We start from the raw sequence: 23168 nt of genomic DNA on the forward strand, positions 1-23168 counted from the left end.
ATCACGCGGCCTTCGGGCCGCGTTTTTTTTTGCCTGTAAAGCACGGATTGATCCGTTGTCGGCACGGGAAGCGCTTCGGCTAGCCCTCGCTCGGCCTACGCTGTCAGTACAGCAAACAGAGCGGAGGTGATATGGAACTCAAGATCGACAAGGTGATCGAAACGGTGCTGTACGTCAGCGATATTGAACGCGCGGACGCCTTTTATCGAGAGGTGCTGCAACTGCCGGCGATGGTTGCCAACGAACGGTTTCGCGCCTATAACGTCGGCGATCGAAGCGTATTGTTGCTGTTTATCGAGGGCGACTCGCTGCGTGGGGCGCACTATCCGACCGGGTTTATTCCCGCGCACGATGGCGTGGGGCCGGCGCATATCGGGCTGGCGGTAGCGAAAGACCAACTGCCGCATTGGGAACGGCATCTGATGGCCAACGGCGTGGAGATAGAGGGGCGGATGCGCTGGGAACACGGCGGGGAGAGCATTTATTTTCGCGATCCCGACGCTCATCTGCTGGAGTTGGTGACGCCGGGCATTTGGGCCAATTACTGATCGAACCCGCCTTGCGCCAACATGTCCAACGTAGCATTCAGCACCTGCAGCGCGGCCTGCGGTTGCCGCTCTATCTGCACTCTGACGATGGCGCCGTCGATCAGCATCGCCAACATCGCTGCGTGCTGTTCCCGCTGTGGGCCGGCGGGCAGGTGACGTGCCAGCTCGTCCGCCATCTGTCGCTTATGCTGGCTGGCGATGTGCAGGCTTTCCGGCAGCAGGTCGGCAAGTTCCACCGCCGTATTGATAAACGCGCAGCCGCGAAAGCGCGGATCGTCGAACCATTCCGCCAGGCAGGGCGCCAGCGCCGCCAGCAACCCGCCGGTTTGCGCCACATGCCTGGCCAACGCTGTGCTGAACCAGGCTAGCCACTGCTGGTGGCGATAGGCCAAAAACGCCGTAATCAAGTCGTTCTTGCTGGGAAAATGGCGGTAAAACGTCACCTTGGTTACGCCAGATTCCTTGATGATGCGATCGATGCCGGTGGCGCGGATCCCCTCCTGATAAAACAGATCGTGCGCCGTCAGCAGGATGCGCTGGCGGGTGGGCAAGGCGTTGAGATCGGCGGTCATCATTTTCTCCTGGGCTATTTCCGACTGATTGTAGACAACTCTGTCTACATGCGCTAGCGTAATGTTGTAGACAGAGTTGTCTACATGCCTTCACTCAGGAGATGAACATGAGCATTAAACCCCCATTGCCGCCTTTTACCCGCGAATCCGCCATCGAGAAGGTGCGGCTGGCGGAGGATGCCTGGAACAGTCGCGATCCCGAACGCGTATCGCAGGTATATTCCCTTGATACCCATTGGCGTAACCGCGCGGAGTTTGTCGACGGCCGCGCAGCGGTAGTCGGTTTTTTACAACGCAAATGGGCGAAAGAGTTGGAGTATCGGCTAATTAAGGAACTGTGGGCGTTTGATGGCGCGCGCATCGCGGTGCGTTTCGCCTATGAATGGTGCGACGATTCCGGCAACTGGTATCGCAGCTTCGGCAACGAAAACTGGGAGTTCAATCAGGAGGGGCTGATGATCAACCGCCATGCGTGCATCAACGACATGCCGATCCGCGAACAGGATCGGCGTTTTCACTGGCCGCTCGGCCGGCGGCCGGATGATGTCCCGGCCCTGAGCGATTTCGGTTTTTGAATCTGACGTCGCGCCCGCGATGGCCGCTCGTGAGGAAAAGCGCACCGATCGACAAAGGGGAATTTGTAGAAAAGCCTTTCCACTTCTAGACTTAGGGGACAACAAACGCACTCCAAGAGGACAAGCTATGACGAAGAAGTTGGTTTTGGCCGTCGGCACTGCGGCGGTATTTTCCATTCTTGCCGGCTGCACCGCCTATGACCGCGCAACCAGTTATGTCAATGAGCCGGTGGTCAGCGATGTCAAAGTGGGGATGACCAAGCAGCAGGTGCGGGCTATCGCCGGTCCGCCGTCGACCACCGCCACGCTGGTTCATGCGCAGGGCACTTGCGACACCTATGCGGTGGCGCCGCGCGACGGCAAAGTGCAAACGTACTTTGTCAGCTACAATGACACGGGCCATGTCATGAACAAGGGCTATCAAACCTGTTCAGACTACGATTCTCAGCCGAAGTAATCGCGTTTCGGCCGACACAAAAAGCCTCGCTTGCGCGGGGCTTTTCATTTTTTAAGCGTTTAAGGCCTGAAGTTTAGGCAACTGCACCGGTTGTGCCATTTTTTTGCATGAAAACGATAGACATTTCATAACGGTATCGCTAATATCAGCGCCCATTGGAAGGATGGCCGAGTGGTTTAAGGCAACGGTCTTGAAAACCGTCGAGTGTAACAGCTCCCAGAGTTCGAATCTCTGTCCTTCCGCCAAATTCAGCCGGCTTAGCTCAGTAGGTAGAGCAACTGACTTGTAATCAGTAGGTCACCAGTTCGATTCCGGTAGCCGGCACCATGATAAAGCAGTACCGGCACCCTGAGTGCCAAAAAAACCGCCAGCCGCAAGGTTGGCGGTTTTTTGCTTTATGCCGTTCCCAACGCGGCGTGTACGGGGCTAGGGCAGCCAGGCGCCAAGCACCACTCCGATAATCGCGTACTCATCGGCATTCAGCGCCGGGCAATCCGGCATGCTCCCCTTAAGCCATCGATGTCCTGCTTCCTCAACATACTTTCTAAAGGTGAGCTCAGCATTGTCGCAGCGTTTCGCTATCACCTTGTCGCCGGAGACGAGCTCGGTTATGCCGGCCGCAGTGGGTTCGACAAGTATCAAGGCGCCCTTCGGGTAATTGGCGCCGGTAGAGCCACTCATCGTGTCATCCCGCACGGGCAGCCAGTAGGCCTGAACGCTGCACTGCACCATCGCCGGGTAGTGGACGGCCGTCCCTTTGTTCAGCTGTTCGTGAGACAACGGCAGTGTCCACGCCAACAGCGGCAGCGTTTTACCCGGGGCCTGCGCGGCCTTCTTCCTGGCGGGGCGTAGCCCGGTTTGCTCCAGGCCGTCCAGCCAGCCGATTTGCACGGCGAAGTACTGTTCAATCCTTCGCGCCATATCGCCACTGATGCCTTTTTTTCCTTTCTTGCCCGACGGGTAGAGCAGGCGAGAGACATAGTCAGCTGCAATGCCGAGCGCCTCGGCAAGGCGCTTTTGGCCTCCGACGCCGAGGTTGTCGATCAGGATGATCAGGCGCTCTCGCCGCATCTCCTGCAGGTGCAATTTTTGCTCGTTTTTCATGAGGCCATCGTACCTAAATTTAGCTGCAGGTAAATGGCTTTTCGCTATTGAAAAAAAGATACCTCTGGGTATACTTGATACTGTTTATTTATACAGTATTTGGTGCGGCATTCCTCGGCGAGCACGCCGAGCAGCACAACGGCTCGACCGACGTCGGTAAGCGACATGGAGCCTTGGCGATGTGGGAAACGCCCAAAGGAGGTGGAAGCATGAGAGATATGAATGAAGTGTTGGAGCGATGGGGCGTATGGGCCAGGGATAACAGCGGCATTGATTATTCCCCCATTGCCGCCGGATTCAAAGGGCTGTTGTCCTATAAATCGAATGGCGAGCTCTCCTGCTGCGATGATGACGGCCTGGTGATCGACGGTTGCGTGGGCAGATTGAAGAAATACAAACCCGAAGAGTTCGATCTCATCATTGCCCACCATGTTTATGGCATATCTCTGCGCAAGATTGCCCTGAAAAGGAAATGTTCAGACGGTACGATACGTAAAGAGATGCAAACGGCGGAGGGATTTATCGGTGGATGCCTGGCGATGCTGGATATAACGTTGAGTATGGATCGCTGAAAAGGCTGCCGTTGAAATTGAAGAGGGCTTATTTTTCGCCTCCTAATGATATAAGGAATAATAAGGGCGAGTAAAATATCTTGCGCGTCGCCATAATTAAAAAAAGCTCACGCGTACGCAAATAAGCCGGTAATATGATAAAACTGAGTCGTTGCCGGCGCCGCCGCACGATAGATAAACCTCGCTCCGGCGGGGTTTTATTTTTTTATCATAAAAGACTCACGCGTACGCAAATAAGCCGGTAATCTGCTAAAACTGAGTCGTTGCCGGCGCCGCCGCACGATAGATAAACCTCGCTCCGGCGGGGTTTTATTTTTTATCATAAAAGACTCACGCGTACGCAAATAAGCCGGTAATCTGATAAAACTGAGTCGTTGCCGGCGCCGCTGCACGATAGATAAACCTCGCTCTGGCGGGGTTTTATTTTTTATCATAAAAGACTCACGCGTACGCAAATAAGTCGGTAATCTGATAAAATTGAATTGTTGCCGGCGCCGCCGCACGATAGATAAACCTCGCTCCGGCGGGGTTTTTCATTTTTAGCCTCCTTGTCAAAACGGTCAATCACTCACTGAATAATGACTGTCGTTGAATGACCACGACGGGAGGCTAATCCTTCTTCTTTATAAAACAGCGCAATCTTATTTATCTGCCCAGGCTCAGCAGAGCGAATAAGCCATTTTCAACAGCGTAAATGGCCGCTTTTTAAATGGAACAGGAATGACGGGGAGAAGCGCCGCATTTAGCGGCTCTTTTCCATGACTCCCGAAGATCGGGCTATGCCCCGGCAAGGGGAGGGTGATGATTATGCCTTGGAAAAATGAACCAAACATTCTTTCAATGCTGCTTGCTTTCGGCATGACGCTGCTGGGGGCGATCGCCAGCTATTCCTTCAAGGTCTTGAACGGCGAAACCTTTAGCTGGAGGACGCTGTTCTTGCAGCTGTTCGTTTCTATTTTCGCCGGTTTGACCATGGTGATGATTGCGCTGCATTACGACTGGCCTTCGGAGGTGATGGGCGGCGTATGCGGCATGGCGGGGTGGTCGGGAGCATCGCTGATCAAGGCATTGGAACGCCGATTTCTCAATAAAGCGTCAGGAGGAAACCATGAAGATAAGTGACGATGGCATAGCGCTGATCAAGCGTTTCGAAGGTTTGCGATTGCAGGCTTATCAGGACTCGGTCGGCGTTTGGACCATCGGTTACGGTTGGACCCAGCCGGTCGCAGGACGAAAAGTGGGTGCCGGCATGGCGATCGATGCCGCAACGGCCGAGCGTTTGCTGCTGTGCGGTATCGCCCAATTCGAACAGGGCGTCGAACGGCGGGTGGCGGTGACGATCACGCAGGGGCAGTTCGATGCGCTGGTGAGCTTTGCCTATAACCTGGGCCTGCGCGCGCTGGAGAACTCGACGCTGCTGCGCCGGTTGAACGCCGGCGATCGGCAGGGAGCGGCCGACCAGTTCGGTCGATGGGTCAATGCGGGCGGCGTGCGGCTCGATGGGTTGGTTGCCCGGCGCGCGGCGGAACGCGCGCTGTTCCTGTCCTGATGCCCGAATGCGTCTGCACAACGATTCCCCCCTCAAAACGACGGAGATCTTGCCCAAATGATTGAAGATGAAATCCAACGCTCGCTGGCCACGCTAACCCATCTGGCGGCTTACCCGCTGATCTTGCCGGATCCGCAGCAAGAAGGCGTGACCTATCAGAAGATCAGCGATCTGAAAGTGAACACCGGTCTGGTTGACAGCTCGCTGGTGCAAAGCCGTTTTCAGATCGTGCTGTACGTGATCGACGATTACTCCCGGCTGATCGCTCTGGATAAGGCGGTTTTGAATGCCTGGGAAGGGGTTCGGCATGGCCATATCGGCCAATGGCCGGTACAGGCTGTCGCGCGCAGCACCCTTTTGCAGAGCGCCACGCCCCTGGCAGATGACCGCGTTCAGTATCGGATGGCGCGCGATTACCTCATCACGCATTCCGAGGTGGCGGTGTGATCGCCATGAAGGTTTCCGGCATGGCGGAATTGACTCGCCGGTTGGAAACGATTCGGCGCGAGGTCACCAGCCACATTCTGCCGGAAGCCGGCCACGCCGCGTTAGCCCCGGTCCTTGGCACGATGCGACAGTGTGCCGATCGGGGGGCGCCAAACAGCGAGCCATCGCTGAGCGCCGGCATCGCGATACGCCCGATCGTTACCGGATGGAACGCGGTGACGTTGCGCGTCGGCCCCAGTAAACAGCATTACCACCGAGCCCTGGCGCAGGAGTACGGCACGGCAACGCAAGCCGCCGCCCCGTTTATTCGCCCTGCGTTGGATCACCATAAGCACCAAGTGTTACGCATCCTGGCGGCTAACGTCCGCTATGGCATCGAAAACCGGTAGCGACCGCTACCATCCTTCATCAAAAAAGAGAGAGAAAAACTATGGCTGATAAAACTTCGCCAGAATACGCCATGCTGCCTGCCGGCACTATCGTCAAATGGGGCACCGTTGGGGCTGCGCCCACGGCCATGAAGGCGCTGACCAACTGTAAAGCGGTGGGTGAAATGGGGCAAACCGGCGGTTTTGTCGATTGCACCACGCTGCTGGATACCGCCAAGCAGTTTATTTCCGACCTGCCGGAAGGCGCGGAGAAATCCATCGGTTTCATCGACGATCCGTCCAACGCCGATTTCGCGGCGCTGCTGAATGCGGCGGACAAGCGCGAAACGGTACAGTTTTACGTCGAGCTGCCGAACGGCCGCACTTCCACCTCCATCCTGTCGCTGTCCGGCTGGAAAATGAATGAGATCACCGCCCCGGCGAGTGAAGTCATTCAGATTACCGTTCAGGGCAAGCAAAACAGCAACACCTGGGGCTCGGTTACCCCGAAGGTGTGACGAACCGACGAGCGCGCTGGCTTAACGCCTGAGGGCGCTCGACGCGATCGCTTCCGCCGCGGGCCATGTGGCCTGCGGCAATTTTCTTCATGCAGAGCACATTATATGAACAAGGAAAAACCGATGACTGAGAAATACGATCTGAAAGCGCTGAAAGCGGCGCTGCTGAAATCCGACGACCACGTGATCGAAACGCAGATCTTTGGCGCCAAAGCCTTTATCCGCCGCCTGAAAGCGGCGGAACTGCAGGAAAACGAAGACGGCATGAAGGCCGCCATCGACAGCGGTGATATGAACAAAGCCGCACAGCTCAACGTGCAGCTGCTGCTGTCTTGCCTGATGACGCCGGACGGCAAACGCATCCCGGCCGGCGCCTTGCCGAGCGTTGAAGATCTGCTGGCGGCGCACGACAACCCGACGCTGGTCGAAGCCATCGGCGCCGTTAAGCGCCATGCGGTCGGCAGCCTGGAGGAAGCGGAAAAAAACTGACTGACTCGCCCTGGCTGATGTTGGTGTTCCAACTGGCCGATCGCTGGGGTGAGTCGGATCCTCGCAAGATCGCCGCGCTGCCGGCGCACATCCTGAATCACTGGCGGGCATACTTCAAACTGCAAGGCATGACGGCCGATGCGGCGGAGAGTGCCCCCGTTCATCAATCCGGTCAGCCCGCGCAAAGCAGTATTGATATGCAGTGTGCTGACGTTATGCGAGTGCTGGGAAATGGCTGATACCGCACAGTTGGTCGTCGGGTTGCAACTGAATGACACCAACTTTAAAAACAAACTGACGGCGGCTTACCGTACCGCCGGGGAACAATCCGCCAAATTTAACCGCCAGGCTCAGCAGGACGCGAAGAAGACCGACGAGTCGTATCAACGCATCGGCGGCACGCTTGGTGGCCTGGCGGGAAAACTGGCGGGGCTGGCCGGCGTCGAGCTGTCGCTGCAGGGGCTCGCCGCCACGTCGCGCCAGTATGGGCAGGCGCTCACCGAACTTGCGTCCATCACCGTCGCTGCGACGGCGCAGATGAAGCAGTTGGACGACGCGGCTCGCCAGGCGAGCAGCGCCTCCGGCGAAGGCGGCAGCCGCGCGGAGGAGATGCTGAAACTGGCCGGCGGCCTGAATGACAGCGCGGCGGCCTGGCGCGATCAGGCGGCGGCGGCGCGCGGGGCGGCTCAGGCGACGACCGGCGTCGGTTCTGCCTCTCGCGTCGCCAACGTCGCGCTGGGGGTTCTTGGCGGCCCGATCGGTGTCGCCATCCAGGCGGGGTTGGCGATGCTGTACTTCCATGAGCAAAACCAATTGGCCCGTGAGTCGGCTTTGGCATTGAAAGATGCAGTAATAGAGACCGTCCCGACATTGGCTAAGATGTCTAATAAACAGTTAGCTGTAAAGCAACTGGATTATAGAGATCAGCTTCAGATGCTTTTTGATGAAAAAAAGCAGCTGCAACGTAATGAAACATATCTGAAAACACGGATAGAGCAGGCTAATAAAGCGGGGTGGATTGGCAGTCTCTTGTTTGGTAAGCCGGAGGACAGGAAGGAGGAGTTGATCAGAACGGCGGCGGATATGGAGTCGATGGATAAGGCCATCGAAACTGCTAAACGTAATCTTGACAATGTAAATGATGCTCGCTTTTTGGCTTATACAGAGCTTGGCCAACGTATTAGCCAGTTTCAATCTGATATTAATGCAATAGTAACTCCTGAGCAGCCTAAAGATGATCAGTCAGCTGCTGGTAGGTCAGGGGCAGATAAGAGTGGACAAGAAAAGCAGCAGGAGCAGTACATGAAGCTGCTTCAACAGCTCGCGGAACAATACGCGCCTGGGCAGACGACGGTACGCAAAGAGCAGGAAGCCAGCGAAGAACTGAAAACGCTTTATGGTAAGCGACTGTCGAACGAACGCGAATATCAGATCGCCAGTCTGGCGCAGCAGCAAGAAAATATGCGCCAGCGATTGAAAGCTGAAACCGACGCGAAACAGCTGGAGTACTCCAACCGGAACGCACAAATGACTTTGTCGCCTGAAGCCTATGAGCAAATGGTCGCAGAGCAGCAGATCAGAGAGTCGTTCCATCAACGTCGCCTGCAGTTGGACAAGGAGGTGGCAGATAAAAATTCCGAGCAATATGTGCAACAGGCAGACATTCTCGCGAGTGAACAGCAACGCCAACTGGATATTGTTCGCGATGCCGAACAGAAAAAAGCGGCGATTAAAGGGGATTATGTCGCCGGGTTGAAAAAGGGCCTGTTGGCTTGGACGGGTGATAGCGGTAACGTTTTTGAGCAAGTCAAAAACATAACGACCCAAACGTTTGATGGCATGGCCAACGCCCTGACTAACTTTGTCACCGTCGGCAAAGCCAGTTTCGGTGATTTTGCCAAATCCATCCTGAACGACCTAACCGGTATGATGATTAAGATGGCGATGTTTAACGCCCTTAAAACCGGTATGAGTTTCTTTTTGCCTACCGGTAACGATCCGGGGCCTGTGCCGATGTTCCCTAACGCCAAGGGCGGCGTGTACGCCTCGCCTTCGCTTAGCGCATTCAGCGGCCAGATCGTCAGCAATCCCACATTGTTCGCGTTCGCCAGAGGCGCCGGCTTGATGGGCGAAGCCGGGCCGGAGGCCATCATGCCGCTCAAACGCGGCGCGGACGGTTCGCTCGGCGTGCGGGCGATCGGCGGCGGCCAGCAGCCTGCGGCGGCGCCGAATGTCTACATCACCATCGAGAACGGCGGCAACGTCAGTTCGCAGGCCGATCCGGGATGGGGCGAGTTCGGTAAACAGATGGGGAATATCGCCGCGCAGGAAAGCCAGAAGGTGATCAACCGCAACCTGATGCCTGGCCAGCCGATTTGGAAAGCAATCAAGGGGATGTAATGGGCATTCAGACATTTGAATTTCCGGCGCGCGTCAATGCCGCCGGCGATACGCGTTTTCGCGTCAGAAAGGCGCAGTTCGGCGACGGCTATGCGCAGGTTTCCGGCGATGGCATTAACCCGATCGTGCGCTCCTGGGATCTGACCTTTGTCGGCAAGTATGACTACATCACGCCGATCATCGTCTTTCTGGAAAACCATCACGGGGTGAAGTCCTTCCAATGGACGCCACCAACTCAGGTTCCCGGCCTGTACCGCTGCGAGGGCTATAAGCCGGTCGCCATGGGCGGGGACAACTATTCACTGACGGCCACGTTTACCGAGGCCTTCCACGTTTAACCGGGGGAGACGATGCTGAATTCAGATTTGCAAAAGCTGGAGCCGGGCAACCGCATCCGCCTGATTGAGGTAGACGGCACCCGGTTTGGCGCCGATATTCTGCGCTTTCACTGCGATACCCTGCCTTTTACGCCGCAAGAGCTGGCCGCCGCCGGCGGTGATGAAACCAAACTGCCGGCGAAATCGGTCTGGTGGCAGGGGCAGGAGTACGGCCCGTGGCCGTTTAGCGTCGAAGGACTGGAGATCTCCGCCGACAGCCAGGGCAATGCGCCTAAGCTGTCGGTCGCCAATATCAATGGCCTGATCAGCGCGCTCTGCCTGCAGTTTGAGGACATGGCGCAGGCCAAGGTGCGGATCCACGACACGCTGGTACACTACCTTGATGCCCGCAACTTCCCGCAAGGGAACTCTTCGGCCGATCCGCTGCAGGAAAAGCTGCAGGTGTTCTACATCGATCGCAAGGCGACGGAAAGCGACGAAGCGGTGGAGTTCGAACTCTCGAGTCCGGCTGACCTGCGGGGACTGCGCATCCCGACCCGGCAAATCCACAGCCTGTGCACCTGGTGCTCGCGCGGCGGCTATCGCACCGGCAAGGGCTGCGATTACGCCGGTAGCCGTTACTTTGACGACAAGGGCAACCCGGTGGATGACCCGAGCCAGGATCGCTGCGGCGGGCTGTTGAGCGACTGCCAAAAACGCTTTGGCGAGCACGAGCCGCTGCCGTTCGGCGGCTTCCCCGGCGCGGCGTTGATCCGGCAGTAGGGGGCGAGCATGAAAGAAAAAACCGCGGCGGCCATTATGGCCCACGCCAGGGCCGAGTATCCGCGCGAATGCTGCGGTGTGGTGGCGCAAAAGTCCCGCGTGGAGCGCTATTTCCCGTGTCGCAACCTGGCGGACAACCCCACCGAGCAGTTTTATCTGGCGCCGGAAGACTACGTGGCCGCCGCCGAATGGGGCACCATCACCCTTATTGTGCACAGTCACCCGGACGCCACCACGCAGCCGAGTGAATTGGACAAGGCGCAGTGCGACGCGATGGCGTTGCCTTGGGCGATAGCCAGCTGGCCGGAGGGGGATTTACGCACCCTCTTGCCGCGCGGCGAACTGCCGCTGGTGGGCCGCCAGTTCGTGCTGGGGCATACCGATTGTTGGGGGCTGGTCATGAGCTACTACCGGCAGGAGCACGGCATAACGCTTCAGGATTACCGCGTTGATTATCCGTGGTGGGAGCGGGGTGAAAACCGCTATCTGGATAACTGGCATGCCTGCGGCTTTCGCGAGTTCGATGGCCCGCCGCAGCCGGGGGATATGGCGATCATGCAGGTTTCGGCGCCGGTGGCCAACCACGCCGGCATTCTGCTGGCAGATGGCCTGTTGCTGCACCATATGTACGGCATGCTCAGCCAGCGGGTGCCTTATGGTGGGTATTGGAAGGAGCGAACGGTGAAGGTGTTGCGGCACAAAGCGCTGATGTGATGCTATCATTCCACTTTTCAGCTTAAGGAAAAGGGTAATGAAGAAAATAATCTCTGCGCTGGCTTTGTGTTTTATGACTTCTTTTTTTGCTAATGCAACTACACTGGATGCATATCTTAGTCATCATAAAGAAATAGACGAAGATCCAATTCTTGGTGAGTATGTAAGGAAGTGGGCTTGGTTTATGGCATTAATGGATGCTCAGCAAAAATATAATACGGCAGACTCAAAAAAAATTAACGAACTACTTGATGCAAAAGGTGATAGATATGGTGCGTTGAGTATTAGAAAACTTTCAACAGACTGTAAAAATGGAACCACAGCGCTAGGTGGTATTGAACTTAATAAGCGCGAATGTAAAATAATAATAAATAGCGCCCGCAAGTAAATATACAGCCCCATTCTAGTGGGGCTTTTTATTGGAGGTTGTATGGATTTTATTGATATTCCTCTCAGAACCATTCGTTTTCATGGTCCCATGATTAAGGTTTTCGGCCGCGAATTTAAATATCGGGCGCCAACGGTGCCAAAAGCGATCGATGCGATGAAAAATCTGCTTCCAGGCTTTGAACGCTACATGCTTGAAGCGCACAAACGCGGCCTGACATTTTCTATTTTCGTTGGTAAACGCAATGTCGGGCAGGATGAGCTGGAGCTCACCAAAGGGACGGAAGATATTCACCTTGTTCCCGTCGTGATTGGGAGCAAGCGCGCAGGATTATTCCAGACCGTGCTGGGCGTGGCGCTGGTTGCCGTGGCCATGTATGTTTCTGCGGGTGCAGGGACGGGGGCTCTGGGGGCATTTACGGCGGGTGGGGGAACTGGCATGGCGGCGATGGCCGGTGCTTCCATGGCCCTCGGTGGCATTCTCCAAATGCTTTCCCCGCAAATGGGCGGGCTGCGCATGCGGCAAGGCCCGGAAAATAAACCGAGCTATGCTTTTGGCGGGCCGGTCAATACCACGGCGCAGGGCAACCCCGTCGGCGTGCTGTACGGCACGCGTGAAATTGGCGGGGCGATTATCTCCGCAGGCATTTATACCGAAGACCAGCAATAACGACATCCGTTTGAACAGACAGCCGCAATAGCGGCTTTTTTTATGGGCGAAATATGGCACAGAACATGATCCGTGGGCGAAAAGGCGGCGGCGGCGGCGGCCACACGCCGGTAGAATCGCCGGACAGCATTCAGTCGATCGCCAGAGCGAAGATGTTGTTCGCATTGGGCGAAGGGGAGTTTGCCGGCGGGCTGGATGGCACAAACATTTTTGTTGACGGTACGCCGGTGCTGAGCAGCGACGGAACGGAAAACTTTCCCGGTTTCCGCTGGGAATTCCGCCCTGGTTCGCAGGCGCAGGAATATATCCAGGGCATACCCGCCGTTGAGAATGAGATCTCGGTTGGCAGCGAACTGAAAAGCGGCGCGCCGTGGGTGCGTTCCGTCTCGAACCTGCAACTTTCCGCCGTTCGCCTGCGCCTGGGGTGGCCCATGCTGCAAAAGCAAGCGGACAACGGCGACGTCAACGGCTATCGCATCGAGTATGCCATCGACGTGGCGACCGACGGCGGCAGCTACCAGGAGGTGCTAACGGCGGCGATCGACGATAAAACCACCTCGCTGTATGAACGCTCGCACCGCATCAACTTGCCGAAGGCCACCACGGGATGGCAGCTGCGCGTGCGCCGGTTGACGCCTAACGCCAACAGCGCCCGGATCGCCGACCGCATGAACATCGAGGCGCTGACCGAAATCATCGACGCCAAGCTGCGCTACCCGAACACCGCGCTGCTTTACGTTGAGTTCGACTCGAAGCAGTTCCCCAACATCCCGAAGATCAGCTGCAAACCGCGCGGCCGCCTGATCCGCGTGCCGGACAACTACGATCCGCAAACGCGCAGCTATACCGGCATCTGGAGCGGCGGCTTTAAATGGGCCTACAGCGATAACCCGGCTTGGGTGTTTTACGACATTATTTTGGCCGAGCGTTTTGGCCTGGGCGATCGCATCGACGCTTCCCAGGTTTCCGAGTCCGAGCTGTATCGCATCGCGCAGTATTGCGATCAGCCGGTGCCGGACGGGCGCGGCGGCGAGGGCATGGAGCCGCGCTTTACCTGCAACGTTTATCTGCAGTCGCGGGAAGAGGCCTGGACGGTACTGAGCGATTTGGCCGGCATCTTCCGCGGCATGACCTATTGGGGGCAAAACCAAATGGTCGCCCTGGCGGACATGCCGCGCGATATGGACTTCACCTACACCCGCGCCAACGTCATCGACGGCAAGTTTACCTATTCCTCCGCCAGCGAACGTACCCGTTACAGCACCGCGATGGTCAGCTGGTCCGATCCGGGCAACCATTACGCCGATGCGATAGAGGCGGTATTCGACAGCGATCTGGTGCGCCGCTACGACGTGAACCAGACCGAACTGACGGCCATCGGCTGCACCACGCCGAGCGAAGCGAATCGCCGCGGTCGCTGGGCGCTGTTGACCAACAGCAAGGATCGTACGGTCAGTTTCTCCGTGGGGCTGGACGGCATGATCCCTATGCCGGGGCATATCGTCGGCGTGGCGGACCAGATGCTGGCCGGGCGGGTGATTGGCGGGCGCCTCAGCGGCGTGGACGGCCGTAAACTGACGTTGGACAGGAAGCCGGGCGCCAAAGCCGGCGATCGCCTGATCGTCAACCTGCCATCCGGCCGGGCGCAGGCGCGCACCGTGCAGGCGGTGAATGAACGCGTGGTGACCGTCACCACCGCCTACAGCGAAGCGCCGGCGCCGGAGGCGGCCTGGTCCATCGACGCGGACGACCTGGCGGTGCAGCTTTACCGCGTGGTGGGCATCGCCGATAACGGCGACAATACTTATACCGTCAACGCCGCGGAACACGATCCGAATAAATACGCCCGCATCGATACCGGCGCGCGTATCGACGATCGCCCGATTTCCATCATTCCGCCCGGCGTGCAGGCGCCGCCGAAAAACATCGCCATCGACAGCTACTCCTCGGTGAGCCAGGGGATCGCCATTACCACCCTGCGCGCCGCCTGGGGCGCGGTTGAAAATGCCATCGCCTATGAGGCGGAATGGCGCAAAGATAACGGCAACTGGGTGTCGGTGCCGCGCACTTCCGCGCTCGGTTTCGAGGTGCCGGGGATTTACGCCGGTCGTTATCGGGTTCGCGTGCGGGCCATCAACGCCAGCAATGTGTCGTCTGTCTGGGCGACCTCGATGGAAACCTACCTCAAGGGCAAAGAGGGTAAGCCGCCGATGCCGGTCGGCTTCAAGGCATCGCCTTTGCTGTGGGGCATTCAGCTCGACTGGGCGTTCCCGTCCGGCGCTGAAGATACGCTGAAAACCGAAATTCAGTATGCGGACAACGCCGCCGGAAATAATGCGATGCTGCTGGCCGATATCCCGTACCCGCTGCACACCCACGCCATGACCGGGTTGAAGGCCGGCCAGGCCTTCTGGTTCCGCGCGCGGCTGCAAGACCGCACCGGCAATCAGGGGGACTGGACGGGTTGGGCCGCCGGGCAGGCGAACGCGGACGCCGGCGATTATCTCGAGAACATCGGCGACGATCTCCTGACCGCGAAAGACGGTGAGCGGCTGGTGGGCGATATCGACACCAATATCGACGCCATCTTGCAGAATGCGCTGGCCAACAACGCGACGGTGGATCACCAGTGGGCGCAGTACGGTACGGTGCGCGCCGATATCATGGTGGTGAAAACCACCATCGCGGAGGTCGATCGCGGGCTGGCCGAGATGAAAACCCAGGTGCAGGCGCAGATTGACGACGTCACGGCGGTGCTGGAAGACAAACTGACGGCGACGGTCGACGCCGACGGTGCCACGGCCATCCATACGCTGAAAGCGGGCGTGCGGGTGAACGGCACCTTCTACAACGCCGGCATGTCGATCGCGGTATTGGCGGAAAACGGCAGGCCGGTCACCACCCGCGTGGGCTTTAACGCGAATCAGTTTGTGCTGATGAGCGGCAGCGGCGACACGCAATATTCACCGTTCGCTGTAATCAACGGCCAGGTGTTTATCAGCGACGCGTTCATTCAGAACGCCTCTATCACGTCGGCGAAAATTGCGGATGCCTCAATTGGGACAGCTAAATTATCAGACCGTCTGTCATCTGATAACTATCAGCCGGGCCAGCAGGGGCTGAGCATTAACTTCAGAAATGGGGAGTTTGAGATGAACGGCAATAGCCCAGGCCAGGGACGGCGAGTGATGACGAACATCCGTGACGATTATTACAACAGCTCTAATCAGCTGGTATTGCGGATCGGTAAACTGAGGTAACAGTTATGGCGGAAGAGTACGGCATTCTGACCCGAGCGCAAAACGGGAAAATGATTGAGTTTAACTCCGGGCTTCGCATGGTCAGGCAGGTTTATGATGGTCCGATTAATGTAAACCTTCGTGATGGTAACGCGTGGACGCCATTGCCTGGGATTTCACCCGGTAGCGAAATTTTTTTAGTTCCGATGGAACGTTATTATTACGAAATACCTAACATCAGCAACCTCACCGGATATGTCAGGGAGAATGACGGTATCAAGACATGGTCTGACAGTTACAGAGGCGGTGCAACTAATCTTTCATTTCGGGGAAAGGTATTCGAAACGTTGCCTGCGAGTGACCCGCCGGAATACGGCATACTCATGACAGATTCAGTTCAGTTTGCAACACTGGGTAAATCTCATATTTCATATATTACACATATGGAAGAAATTAACTTTACGGGATATTGGCGCATACCTGATGGAGTTCAGGGGCGTGAAAATGCTGTAATCTATGTTAGCTGGTTCAATGCGAACTATGAATTAACAATTATGCCGGATGGGGATGGTTTATATACTGACGCAATACGTGGCTGGAGGATTATCAACGACGGTCACGGCGCTACCAGCGATGGTATTAGTGCCACGATGCGAATATGTGTTGTGGCGACTGTACCCGATTTGCAGATGCCTGATTATGGTATTGCCATCTGGAATAACGCTGGGGACTTGGTTTTCACTACGGGTTACACGCCAGTTTCATATAGCTCTTATCAAATAATGAATGGAGCGGGTTCTATTGAGACGGGGTTATCCCGCCCGATGGTTCCGGTGCTGAATTATGGTTTTCTGGGCGAGGGGACAGCTAACTGGACTTATCTTTTCTATCTCGGCGTAGGCATGCAAGGCGGCAGAGTTTATGGAAGAAAAGGCGCAAAGTTTGGCGAAGGTAAAAACCTAATCGGAAGAACAATGACACTGAATCACCGCATGATAATTTTGGACTCGGACAAATATTTCTAACACCTAAAGACCTTTAACAACCCAGCCTGCCGCTGGGTTTTTTGTTGCCTAAATTCAGGAGAACATCATGCCAGCAGGCACTCTAACCCTAACAAACAACTCCGCCGTAGTGAAAGGTACGGGGACGGCATTCAATACCGAGCTGAAAGCCGGTGATTTCATCGTGAGCGTTGTCGGTGGCGTCACCTATACGCTGCCGGTAAAAACGATTGATAACGCCACTCAGGTAACGCTGGTTAAAGCCTATGACGGCCCGGCTCAGCAAAGTGTTGCCTGGAGTGCCGTGCCGCGTGACACGATGAACGCCATCACCGCCCAACTGGCCACCGAAACGGCGAAAGCCTTGCGTGGGTTGAATTTCGATAAAGAGAACTGGCAACAGGTCTTCAGCAGTAGCGGAAACATTACGGTGACGTTACCTGACGGCAGCACTTACACCGGCCCTGCCTGGAATAGTTTTACCGCTGCATTGAATTTGAAGGCGGATAAAACAGAAGTCGATAAAAAGGCCAATAAAAGCGACCTCGGTAACTCGGCGTCCCGTGATGTTGGTACTACCGCAAACACTGTGGCCGCTGGAAACGATAATCGCCTGGGTACTATCAATGGGAAAACTGGTGGATTGATAAACGGGATAGTAAAAACTCAAGGGGTTAATGGAATTGTCGTTGATGCGTGCACTGCCATTGGTTGGGATGGTTCTACCGGTATAAGTGAACTTGTCAATAACCGAGGCGTAGGTACTGGCGGGTTTAGATACCGGATAGCCAATCAGGCTGGCGGGTTGGTTACTCAGTTTGAAATGCGCCAAGATGGTTCTTTCGCCGCACCTCTTGGATCATACTCCGTTGCTGGACGAGTACGGGCATTTTCCGCAATTGGTAATGGTTATCTTGAAGTATCAATTGATGGTTCTCAGAAGGGAATAAATTTCTTTGATTCAGACGAAACAATCAAAGAAAAAATTAATCCCGTAGAACCGGGTGCTGCATCGGCGGTGATACGTCAAATTCGTCCAGTGTCATACAAATTTAAAGATACTACTTATGACGGCGGGGTAACTATAGGTGCTACGCATGATTTCGGTGTGATTGCGCAGGAAGTCGAGAAAATATTACCTAATGGTGTTACGACATTATCCGATGGAAAAAAATCTCTTAATCCACTTGAGCTTTTTGGCCTTTTATTGACAGCGAATAAGGAAATGCTGGAAAGAATAGATCGCCAAGATGAATTAATTAACTTGCTAATGGGGAAATAAATAATGGTGTTAGTCAGCGGGGTGTTAAAGGGGCCTTACGGTGATTCTCGTTCTGGCGTAACTATTACGATGCGCTCAGTGAAAACATCATCCACGGTGTTAAATTTGGCAAAGTCGCAATCTGTCACCGATGATACGGGCCGGTATTCGCTTAATGTAGAGCCTGGTGCCTACGAGGTAATTGTATCTGTCTACGGTGCTCAACCAGAGCGTGTAGGCACAATAGAGGTTTATACCGACTCCCTCCCCGGTACGCTCAATGATTTCCTGCGGCGTCCAGGTGAAAGCGACATCACACCTGAGATTGTGCAAACCGTCGATCGCCTGCGCGCCGAAGCCGCGTTGTCCGCTGATAAATCAGCGGCCTCGGCAAAGGCTGCAAAAGTTAGTGAAAACAATGCGGCGGCTACGCTAGCAAGTGCGTTAAAGCCTGGGGATTATGGGATAGGTGGGAAGGGGGTAAATACTGGGTGGGATATAGCGCTTTCTTCAGCGAAGGGGCAGTTTTTAACTGCGGGAAATACCGCGGCAAACGATGGCCCAGCCCCCACTACCTCGGCGTTTATGGGGATCAATATAGCGCATACATCGCTTGCTAACTATGCGTTTCAGATTGCATCTCGCGGGAATTTTGGTCTGCATTACAGAACGAATGAAAACGGCACTGTAGCACCGTGGGCCAGGGTTTGGGACACCAGAAATACAACCGTTGACGCCAATGGCTTCATCAAAAAAGCGTCTCCGATCGCCAGGTTGTCTGGCGCGCCGGAAAAGATGGCTGATGACTACCTGGACGACTTTGCACTGTCAGGCTATGCGGCTGTTAACAGTGAGGCTGCGGGGGTATCTGCTGAACGTGTTTCAGTTGGCGTTTACAAAGTCACCGGCGCGTTAGGTTTTGCGGAAGAGGGCTGGACGATCGAAGTACCGCAGGACGCGAACGGTAACCGCCTGTGCTTTGTGGAAACCGCCACCGACAGCGACGGCGTGATTACGGTGAAAATCAGCAAACGTCGTTTTGACATCGGTAGCGCAACGATCGTGGCCGGCGAGGCGATGGATATCCCTGAAGGGCGCTGGATCGATCTGCGCCTCACCATGCCGGTGCATGAAGCGGTGGAAGTGTTGCCGCCAGAGGCGCTGGTATCAAACGATGAAACGCCATCGGAAACCAACGCGGCTTCATAAATAAAGTGGATGCCAGGTAAATAATGCCGGTGCAGTAGGTTTCTGGCCGCCTATTGCATCGGCGCCGGCATTATCACCGATAGGCTCGGGCAGAACGACTGCCCGTTCTGCGATGCAGGGTTCCCGCTGGGTGGGAGTCTTCTCCCTGCGAATCCCGTTTTTCCCCGTCAAATATCCGTGACCAGCCACTGATCCGCTTCTTCGAACATATCTTCCAACATTCGGTTCAGCTTCTCACGATCGCTTTTGCTGGCGTCGGAGTTCAGGCCGTTGGCCTGCATCGGTTTTACGCGCACTTCGGCTTCAGGAAACAGCGCATGCACGCGTTTTTCCAGCTCGTTGCGAATAATCTCGGCGGCGTTGGGTAGCCCAGCGACGTTGCGCTTGTCGTACACTAATTCTACAAACATGACTCACCTGTAAATACTGATTTAATGTACAGTATTCTGGCCTGAGGAAGGCGGGTTGGCAAGAGTGGGAAAGCAATTTTGCATGAGGCGTTCATTCTTGCTTGCGCTACGGGGGGCTAAGCCTGCCGCAGAATCATTTTCTTACGTTTGGCCAGTGGCCTGCATTTTCCCCGCTCACTTCGCGCGTGAATCTTCAAAGGGCGTGATCATTCCCGCAGCCTGCATTTTTCACCCTTAAAAATCAATACGTAAGGCAGGCGGTGGCGTCGGGCCGGGGCTCCCTGGTGTTGGAGGCCCGGCGCCACCTTTCTGGTCGCCGTTCTTGGCATAATGTTGCTCAACGCAGGTATGCGCCGGAACTCAGTGCTACGGGCGCTGATGCCGCGTCTTCGCGTTCTGATGGAGAAAAAATCCCGAGTGTTGGGCAATAGTCGCTCTATGAGCGCTGAATAAGGCATTCATCTCATTTCGTTTAAAATTAAACCGGGATGCGGTTTGCTCTCCAGGTGGGCTTTCTTGCACTAAATTGCTGCGAGGTTAATGATCAGTATCTTAGGTTTCTCCCGCGGCAGCTATGGCGTGAATGCGATGAAGATATCCCGGGCGTTGTCAAGCGCCTCTGAAGCTTGATGAACGGGATATGAGTTAGCCTGCTTAGATAGCTTTTTATAAGTAAACTGAATCATTTCAATAAAAAACCAGTCACGTTCATCAAGAACGATGATTTGCAATAAAATCATTTTATTACAATAGGTTTTTTGTGTTTTTCGTCCGTCGTTCGCCCAGGATCATTGTCATTTCCACCTTGGAAGTGGTTTAATGTTTTTAATTCACTTTAATGACGCTAAAGTATAGGTTTAAAACATTATAATGCAACCAAACAACATTAAAATATCAGAAGAAAATGGTATGTCATTGAAAATGATAGGTGAAAACCTCACTTACCTCATGCGCATGCACGGGATTGACGCCAGTCGGTTGAGCAGCGAAACAGGGATAGGTATTGCCACCATCAATAATCTGAGGAAAGGGGTGGGGAATCCCACGATCGCCACGCTTGCGTCCATTGGTGAATTTTTCAGCGTAAAAGTAGGGGAGCTGACTGACAAGGATTTAAGCGTCACAGGGGAGGCCAAACACAATGTGAGATCGCTGCCGCTCATTAGCTACAGCGATGTAGAGCGTTTTCTGGCCAACACGATCAGAGCGGAAGATACCTATACGACAGAAGTCGATGACATGACGGACGATTCGCTGTTTGTGGCAGAGATAACGAATAATTCACTGTCGCCTGAATTAGACCGCGGAACGTATTGTGTGATCTCCCTCAAGGAGCCATTTTGTGATGGGGACATCGTCCTGGTTAAGCTGAAAAATTACCCAATATGTTTAAGGCGAGTTTTTGTTTCTGACGACGACTTGTTGTTTACAAATATCTCATTAGATTCAGATAGCAGCGTGAAGTCCTATAGCGATTATGCGATCGTCGGTGTTCTATTGAAAACGATAAAGAGGCTGAAATAAATGGATTTATTTAACATAATGAGAAGGCTAAGAAAAATATACTCCCCCAGTTACCTCTATACGTTAGATCGCAGTGTGATCCGAACGGCGGATGGATATTGGCTTTTCAAAGAGTTTGGCACCCATACTTTCGTGAAAAAAAACTGGGGGCAACTCATCGAGGGCGATTTTCTCAGGCACGTTAACCCGAAAGACATCGCTTTTATCGCCGAGACCGAGTCTAAAATAAAAATCGCCTCGGCCAAACTGTCGATTCATGAAGAAAAAAGAAACTGTATGTGGACGTTGAAAAACGACGTTGACTCGATATCAATATCAGGGGCGGATTTCCTAAAGGATCGCGATCTTGTCGACAAAACCGAGTCCTTGGATGCGACGAAAATAGCCTTTTATGCCGGGGTAAAAGAAGGCAGAGCACTCTCTGCCTCTTTGAAAAATGCAAAGAAAAGCGACAAGTCTAAAAAAACAATACTGACGTTGATTAAATAAACCAGGGTTCGACGTGAATATGCTCATCGAACGTAATTACGCTGAAAGCCGAGTTGTCTATGCTGCTGACATCGCTTGTGCCGTTTTTCCATTGCGAACAAATTGCCGGGGAAACAGAGATTAAGGTTTCCCCCAGCTTTCTTTGGAATAACGTATGCGCATGGCCTGAGCCGATAAACTTAACGTTTAATCGTTGGCAGAGGCTCAATAGCTCCTCAGCATTGTTTAACATACAGCTATCAACAATCGGGGTGCCTACAGGAATAGGGTGATGATGCAAGAAGACGGCGACCTTTTTATTGCCACTTGCGACGATGGCTTTTTCAAGCGTGTCGAGCGCATGCGTCGAGACCCTGCCGAAATCTTCGTTATCAACCACCGAGTCGATGCTGAGCATGCGCCATTCGTCATCTTCAAACGAGTTTATATCATAGTTGCCGCCCTGTTTATGGGCTGCATCGTCCAGGTTCTTTTTGTTGTCGTGGTTGCCTGGGAAAAAATAGAAAGGTAAGGAAGTGCGGTTCATTATCTTAAAGAAGCGCTCATAAGAGGGGATATCGCCATCATGAGAGATGTCACCCGTCACAATGATCAAGTCGGCATTGATTTTATCGGCATTGGCATTAATGAAGTCAATGGCCCTGTCGAAATTAGCAAGATGCTTCGAAGCCAGCGCGCTTTCATTAGGCATAATATGTATGTCGCTAATCTGAATTACTTTCATGCTAGACCCTGTTGATATTACTTAAATGGATTGTATGAGGTGCCCCAATCATAGTGATCGGTGTTTTCTATCTTCTTCACCCACTCGACTAAGGCGATGGCGAGCGGCAGCAAGACAATGGAGACGACAACTTTATAAGACCAGGTTGTACTTATGATGTTAACCAACTCCATGAAGGTATATTTTCCTGAAAGACTGATCGGATAGGCTGTCAGCAACAGGGCGGCCTGTGTAGACATGGAGCCCACAATATATCGGATAAAGAAGTATTTGCCGGAGAAGATAATCTTCATCTTTGAAATAATAAAACCATTGACGAAATAAGCGACCGGAACGGACACCCAGGTACCGATCATGACTCGCCAGAATTCGTGGTACAAAGAATAATAGTGCGTGGCGATATCGTTGTTTTCTGGCTGAATAACGGCTGAGAGATTAAGTATGATGACATATAAGCTTTGACAGAAGACCATGATCCATATTGCTCTGACCGACAATTTATAGCCGTAAACCTCAGTAAGCAATGTGGAGATCAAGAAACACAGGGAGAATACAATACCGCTGGCCGTTATTTTAAAACCATAGATATCAAAGACCTTATAAACCAACGTGTCGCAGGTGATCATAATGGTCACCGTCAGGCCAACAAAAAGGCCATAGAGCTTGAGATTTCCTTGCATTTTTATTCCTTATTTAGTCCGTGTTCTTCTGTTATTCATAATCCATACTTATTTAAAACGTCAACCAAGCGGCCAGATAGTGGCGCAATGATGCTTGAGCCATGTCGCATGGCCTTCGTTTCTCTTTATTCAAGGCAACGCCTCTCCTTTCCCTCACG

28 protein-coding genes and 2 tRNA genes are annotated in these 23168 nt (G+C 54.2%); 25 read left to right on the forward strand and 5 right to left on the reverse strand.

Translation table 11 applies throughout. The features are described 5' to 3' along the window. Positions 1–131 precede the first annotated feature (131 nt). Positions 132–548: a VOC family protein gene (locus AWX27_RS05945; RefSeq protein ID WP_047730203.1), complete on the forward strand. Its 417-nt coding sequence runs from the start codon at positions 132–134 to the stop codon at positions 546–548. Here AWX27_RS05945 and AWX27_RS05950 read toward each other — a convergent pair. Then, positions 542–1120 carry a TetR/AcrR family transcriptional regulator gene (locus tag AWX27_RS05950; RefSeq protein WP_060420094.1) on the reverse strand — a complete coding sequence of 193 codons (579 nt, stop codon included), beginning with the start codon at positions 1118–1120 and terminating at the stop codon, positions 542–544. The two genes, AWX27_RS05945 and AWX27_RS05950, sit on opposite strands and share 7 nt — an antisense overlap. A gap of 107 nt (positions 1121–1227) precedes the next feature. Here AWX27_RS05950 and AWX27_RS05955 point away from each other — a divergent pair, with 107 nt between their 5' ends. The 4 genes from AWX27_RS05955 to AWX27_RS05970 all read left to right on the forward strand — a co-directional run bounded on the left by AWX27_RS05955 (position 1228) and on the right by AWX27_RS05970 (position 2479). After that, a complete protein-coding gene (locus AWX27_RS05955; RefSeq protein WP_060420097.1) occupies positions 1228–1695 on the forward strand; it encodes a nuclear transport factor 2 family protein in 468 nt (155 codons plus the stop codon). A 127-nt stretch (positions 1696–1822) separates the two neighbouring features. Then, positions 1823–2152 carry an osmotically-inducible lipoprotein OsmE gene (osmE, locus tag AWX27_RS05960; RefSeq protein ID WP_019453681.1) on the forward strand — a complete coding sequence of 110 codons (330 nt, stop codon included), beginning with the start codon at positions 1823–1825 and terminating at the stop codon, positions 2150–2152. Positions 2153–2309: 157 nt separating this feature from the next. Further along, positions 2310–2397, forward strand: a tRNA-Ser gene (locus tag AWX27_RS05965). A 6-nt stretch (positions 2398–2403) separates the two neighbouring features. Then, a tRNA-Thr gene (locus AWX27_RS05970) sits at positions 2404–2479 on the forward strand. A gap of 99 nt (positions 2480–2578) precedes the next feature. Here the strand turns inward: AWX27_RS05970 and AWX27_RS05975 are convergent. Then, entirely contained in the window at positions 2579–3256 is a 678-nt protein-coding gene (locus AWX27_RS05975; protein WP_060420100.1) for a LexA family protein, read from the reverse strand. A 209-nt stretch (positions 3257–3465) separates the two neighbouring features. Here AWX27_RS05975 and AWX27_RS05980 point away from each other — a divergent pair, with 209 nt between their 5' ends. From AWX27_RS05980 to AWX27_RS24870, 18 genes are all read left to right on the forward strand, one after another. After that, the gene (locus AWX27_RS05980) at positions 3466–3828 is read left to right on the forward strand and encodes an antiterminator Q family protein (RefSeq protein WP_047730873.1); all 363 of its coding nucleotides are present in this window, start codon (positions 3466–3468) and stop codon (positions 3826–3828) included. Between the two features lie 801 nt (positions 3829–4629). Further along, positions 4630–4950, forward strand: a complete 321-nt coding sequence (locus AWX27_RS05985; RefSeq protein ID WP_019453678.1) for a phage holin family protein — start codon at positions 4630–4632, stop codon at positions 4948–4950. After that, positions 4937–5377 carry a lysozyme gene (locus AWX27_RS05990; RefSeq protein WP_060420104.1) on the forward strand — a complete coding sequence of 147 codons (441 nt, stop codon included), beginning with the start codon at positions 4937–4939 and terminating at the stop codon, positions 5375–5377. Before AWX27_RS05985 ends, AWX27_RS05990 begins: the two co-directional genes overlap by 14 nt. Before the next feature lie 57 nt (positions 5378–5434). Next, complete coding sequence (locus AWX27_RS05995; RefSeq protein WP_060420107.1) at positions 5435–5824, forward strand: hypothetical protein; 390 nt, start codon at positions 5435–5437, stop codon at positions 5822–5824. A 5-nt stretch (positions 5825–5829) separates the two neighbouring features. Then, complete coding sequence (locus AWX27_RS06000) at positions 5830–6213, forward strand: HK97-gp10 family putative phage morphogenesis protein (protein WP_207188352.1); 384 nt, start codon at positions 5830–5832, stop codon at positions 6211–6213. Positions 6214–6254: 41 nt separating this feature from the next. Next, positions 6255–6710 (forward strand): major tail shaft subunit, encoded by a 456-nt coding sequence (locus AWX27_RS06005; protein WP_016926946.1) that lies wholly within the window; start codon positions 6255–6257, stop codon positions 6708–6710. 123 nt (positions 6711–6833) lie between these two features. Then, positions 6834–7199 (forward strand): phage tail protein, encoded by a 366-nt coding sequence (locus AWX27_RS06010; protein WP_060420111.1) that lies wholly within the window; start codon positions 6834–6836, stop codon positions 7197–7199. Between the two features lie 17 nt (positions 7200–7216). Beyond that, a complete protein-coding gene (locus AWX27_RS06015) occupies positions 7217–7438 on the forward strand; it encodes a hypothetical protein (RefSeq protein WP_019453673.1) in 222 nt (73 codons plus the stop codon). Next, the gene (locus tag AWX27_RS06020; protein WP_060420112.1) at positions 7431–9599 is read left to right on the forward strand and encodes a phage tail tape measure protein; all 2169 of its coding nucleotides are present in this window, start codon (positions 7431–7433) and stop codon (positions 9597–9599) included. The genes AWX27_RS06015 and AWX27_RS06020 overlap by 8 nt, the downstream gene beginning before the upstream one ends. Further along, a complete protein-coding gene (locus AWX27_RS06025; protein WP_033639815.1) occupies positions 9599–9937 on the forward strand; it encodes a phage tail protein in 339 nt (112 codons plus the stop codon). The genes AWX27_RS06020 and AWX27_RS06025 overlap by 1 nt, the downstream gene beginning before the upstream one ends. Before the next feature lie 12 nt (positions 9938–9949). Next, positions 9950–10699: a phage minor tail protein L gene (locus AWX27_RS06030; RefSeq protein ID WP_047730874.1), complete on the forward strand. Its 750-nt coding sequence runs from the start codon at positions 9950–9952 to the stop codon at positions 10697–10699. 9 nt (positions 10700–10708) lie between these two features. Further along, complete coding sequence (locus AWX27_RS06035) at positions 10709–11413, forward strand: C40 family peptidase (RefSeq protein ID WP_060420114.1); 705 nt, start codon at positions 10709–10711, stop codon at positions 11411–11413. Between the two features lie 37 nt (positions 11414–11450). After that, positions 11451–11801: a hypothetical protein gene (locus tag AWX27_RS24995; protein ID WP_154618175.1), complete on the forward strand. Its 351-nt coding sequence runs from the start codon at positions 11451–11453 to the stop codon at positions 11799–11801. A gap of 42 nt (positions 11802–11843) precedes the next feature. Beyond that, on the forward strand, positions 11844–12470 hold the full coding sequence (locus AWX27_RS06040) for a tail assembly protein (protein ID WP_060420117.1): 627 nt from the start codon (positions 11844–11846) through the stop codon (positions 12468–12470). A gap of 53 nt (positions 12471–12523) precedes the next feature. Then, complete coding sequence (locus AWX27_RS06045) at positions 12524–15730, forward strand: TipJ family phage tail tip protein (RefSeq protein WP_060420123.1); 3207 nt, start codon at positions 12524–12526, stop codon at positions 15728–15730. A 5-nt stretch (positions 15731–15735) separates the two neighbouring features. Next, positions 15736–16734, forward strand: a complete 999-nt coding sequence (locus tag AWX27_RS06050; RefSeq protein ID WP_060420126.1) for a DUF6453 family protein — start codon at positions 15736–15738, stop codon at positions 16732–16734. Positions 16735–16801: 67 nt separating this feature from the next. Beyond that, complete coding sequence (locus AWX27_RS06055; protein WP_060420129.1) at positions 16802–17995, forward strand: tail fiber domain-containing protein; 1194 nt, start codon at positions 16802–16804, stop codon at positions 17993–17995. 3 nt (positions 17996–17998) lie between these two features. After that, positions 17999–19183 carry a phage tail fiber protein gene (locus AWX27_RS24870; protein ID WP_080432915.1) on the forward strand — a complete coding sequence of 395 codons (1185 nt, stop codon included), beginning with the start codon at positions 17999–18001 and terminating at the stop codon, positions 19181–19183. A gap of 167 nt (positions 19184–19350) precedes the next feature. Here AWX27_RS24870 and AWX27_RS06070 read toward each other — a convergent pair whose 3' ends face one another. Continuing rightward, entirely contained in the window at positions 19351–19593 is a 243-nt protein-coding gene (locus tag AWX27_RS06070) for a DinI family protein (RefSeq protein ID WP_060420138.1), read from the reverse strand. 870 nt (positions 19594–20463) lie between these two features. Between AWX27_RS06070 and AWX27_RS06075 the strand changes: the two genes are divergently transcribed. Continuing rightward, positions 20464–21117, forward strand: coding sequence for a helix-turn-helix domain-containing protein (locus tag AWX27_RS06075; protein ID WP_072265423.1), 654 nt, complete (start codon positions 20464–20466; stop codon positions 21115–21117). After that, the gene (locus tag AWX27_RS06080; RefSeq protein WP_060420144.1) at positions 21118–21606 is read left to right on the forward strand and encodes an ATP synthase subunit B family protein; all 489 of its coding nucleotides are present in this window, start codon (positions 21118–21120) and stop codon (positions 21604–21606) included. Here the strand turns inward: AWX27_RS06080 and AWX27_RS06085 are convergent. Both AWX27_RS06085 and AWX27_RS06090 read right to left on the reverse strand, forming a co-directional pair. Then, positions 21599–22330 carry a metallophosphoesterase family protein gene (locus AWX27_RS06085; RefSeq protein WP_060420148.1) on the reverse strand — a complete coding sequence of 244 codons (732 nt, stop codon included), beginning with the start codon at positions 22328–22330 and terminating at the stop codon, positions 21599–21601. The two genes, AWX27_RS06080 and AWX27_RS06085, sit on opposite strands and share 8 nt — an antisense overlap. 17 nt (positions 22331–22347) lie before the next feature. Then, entirely contained in the window at positions 22348–23010 is a 663-nt protein-coding gene (locus AWX27_RS06090; RefSeq protein ID WP_025303625.1) for a VUT family protein, read from the reverse strand. Positions 23011–23168 lie beyond the last annotated feature (158 nt).

The organism is Serratia sp. 2880STDY5682894 (genome assembly GCF_001537385.1).
In the GTDB taxonomy this organism is placed as follows: domain Bacteria; phylum Pseudomonadota; class Gammaproteobacteria; order Enterobacterales; family Enterobacteriaceae; genus Serratia; species Serratia nevei.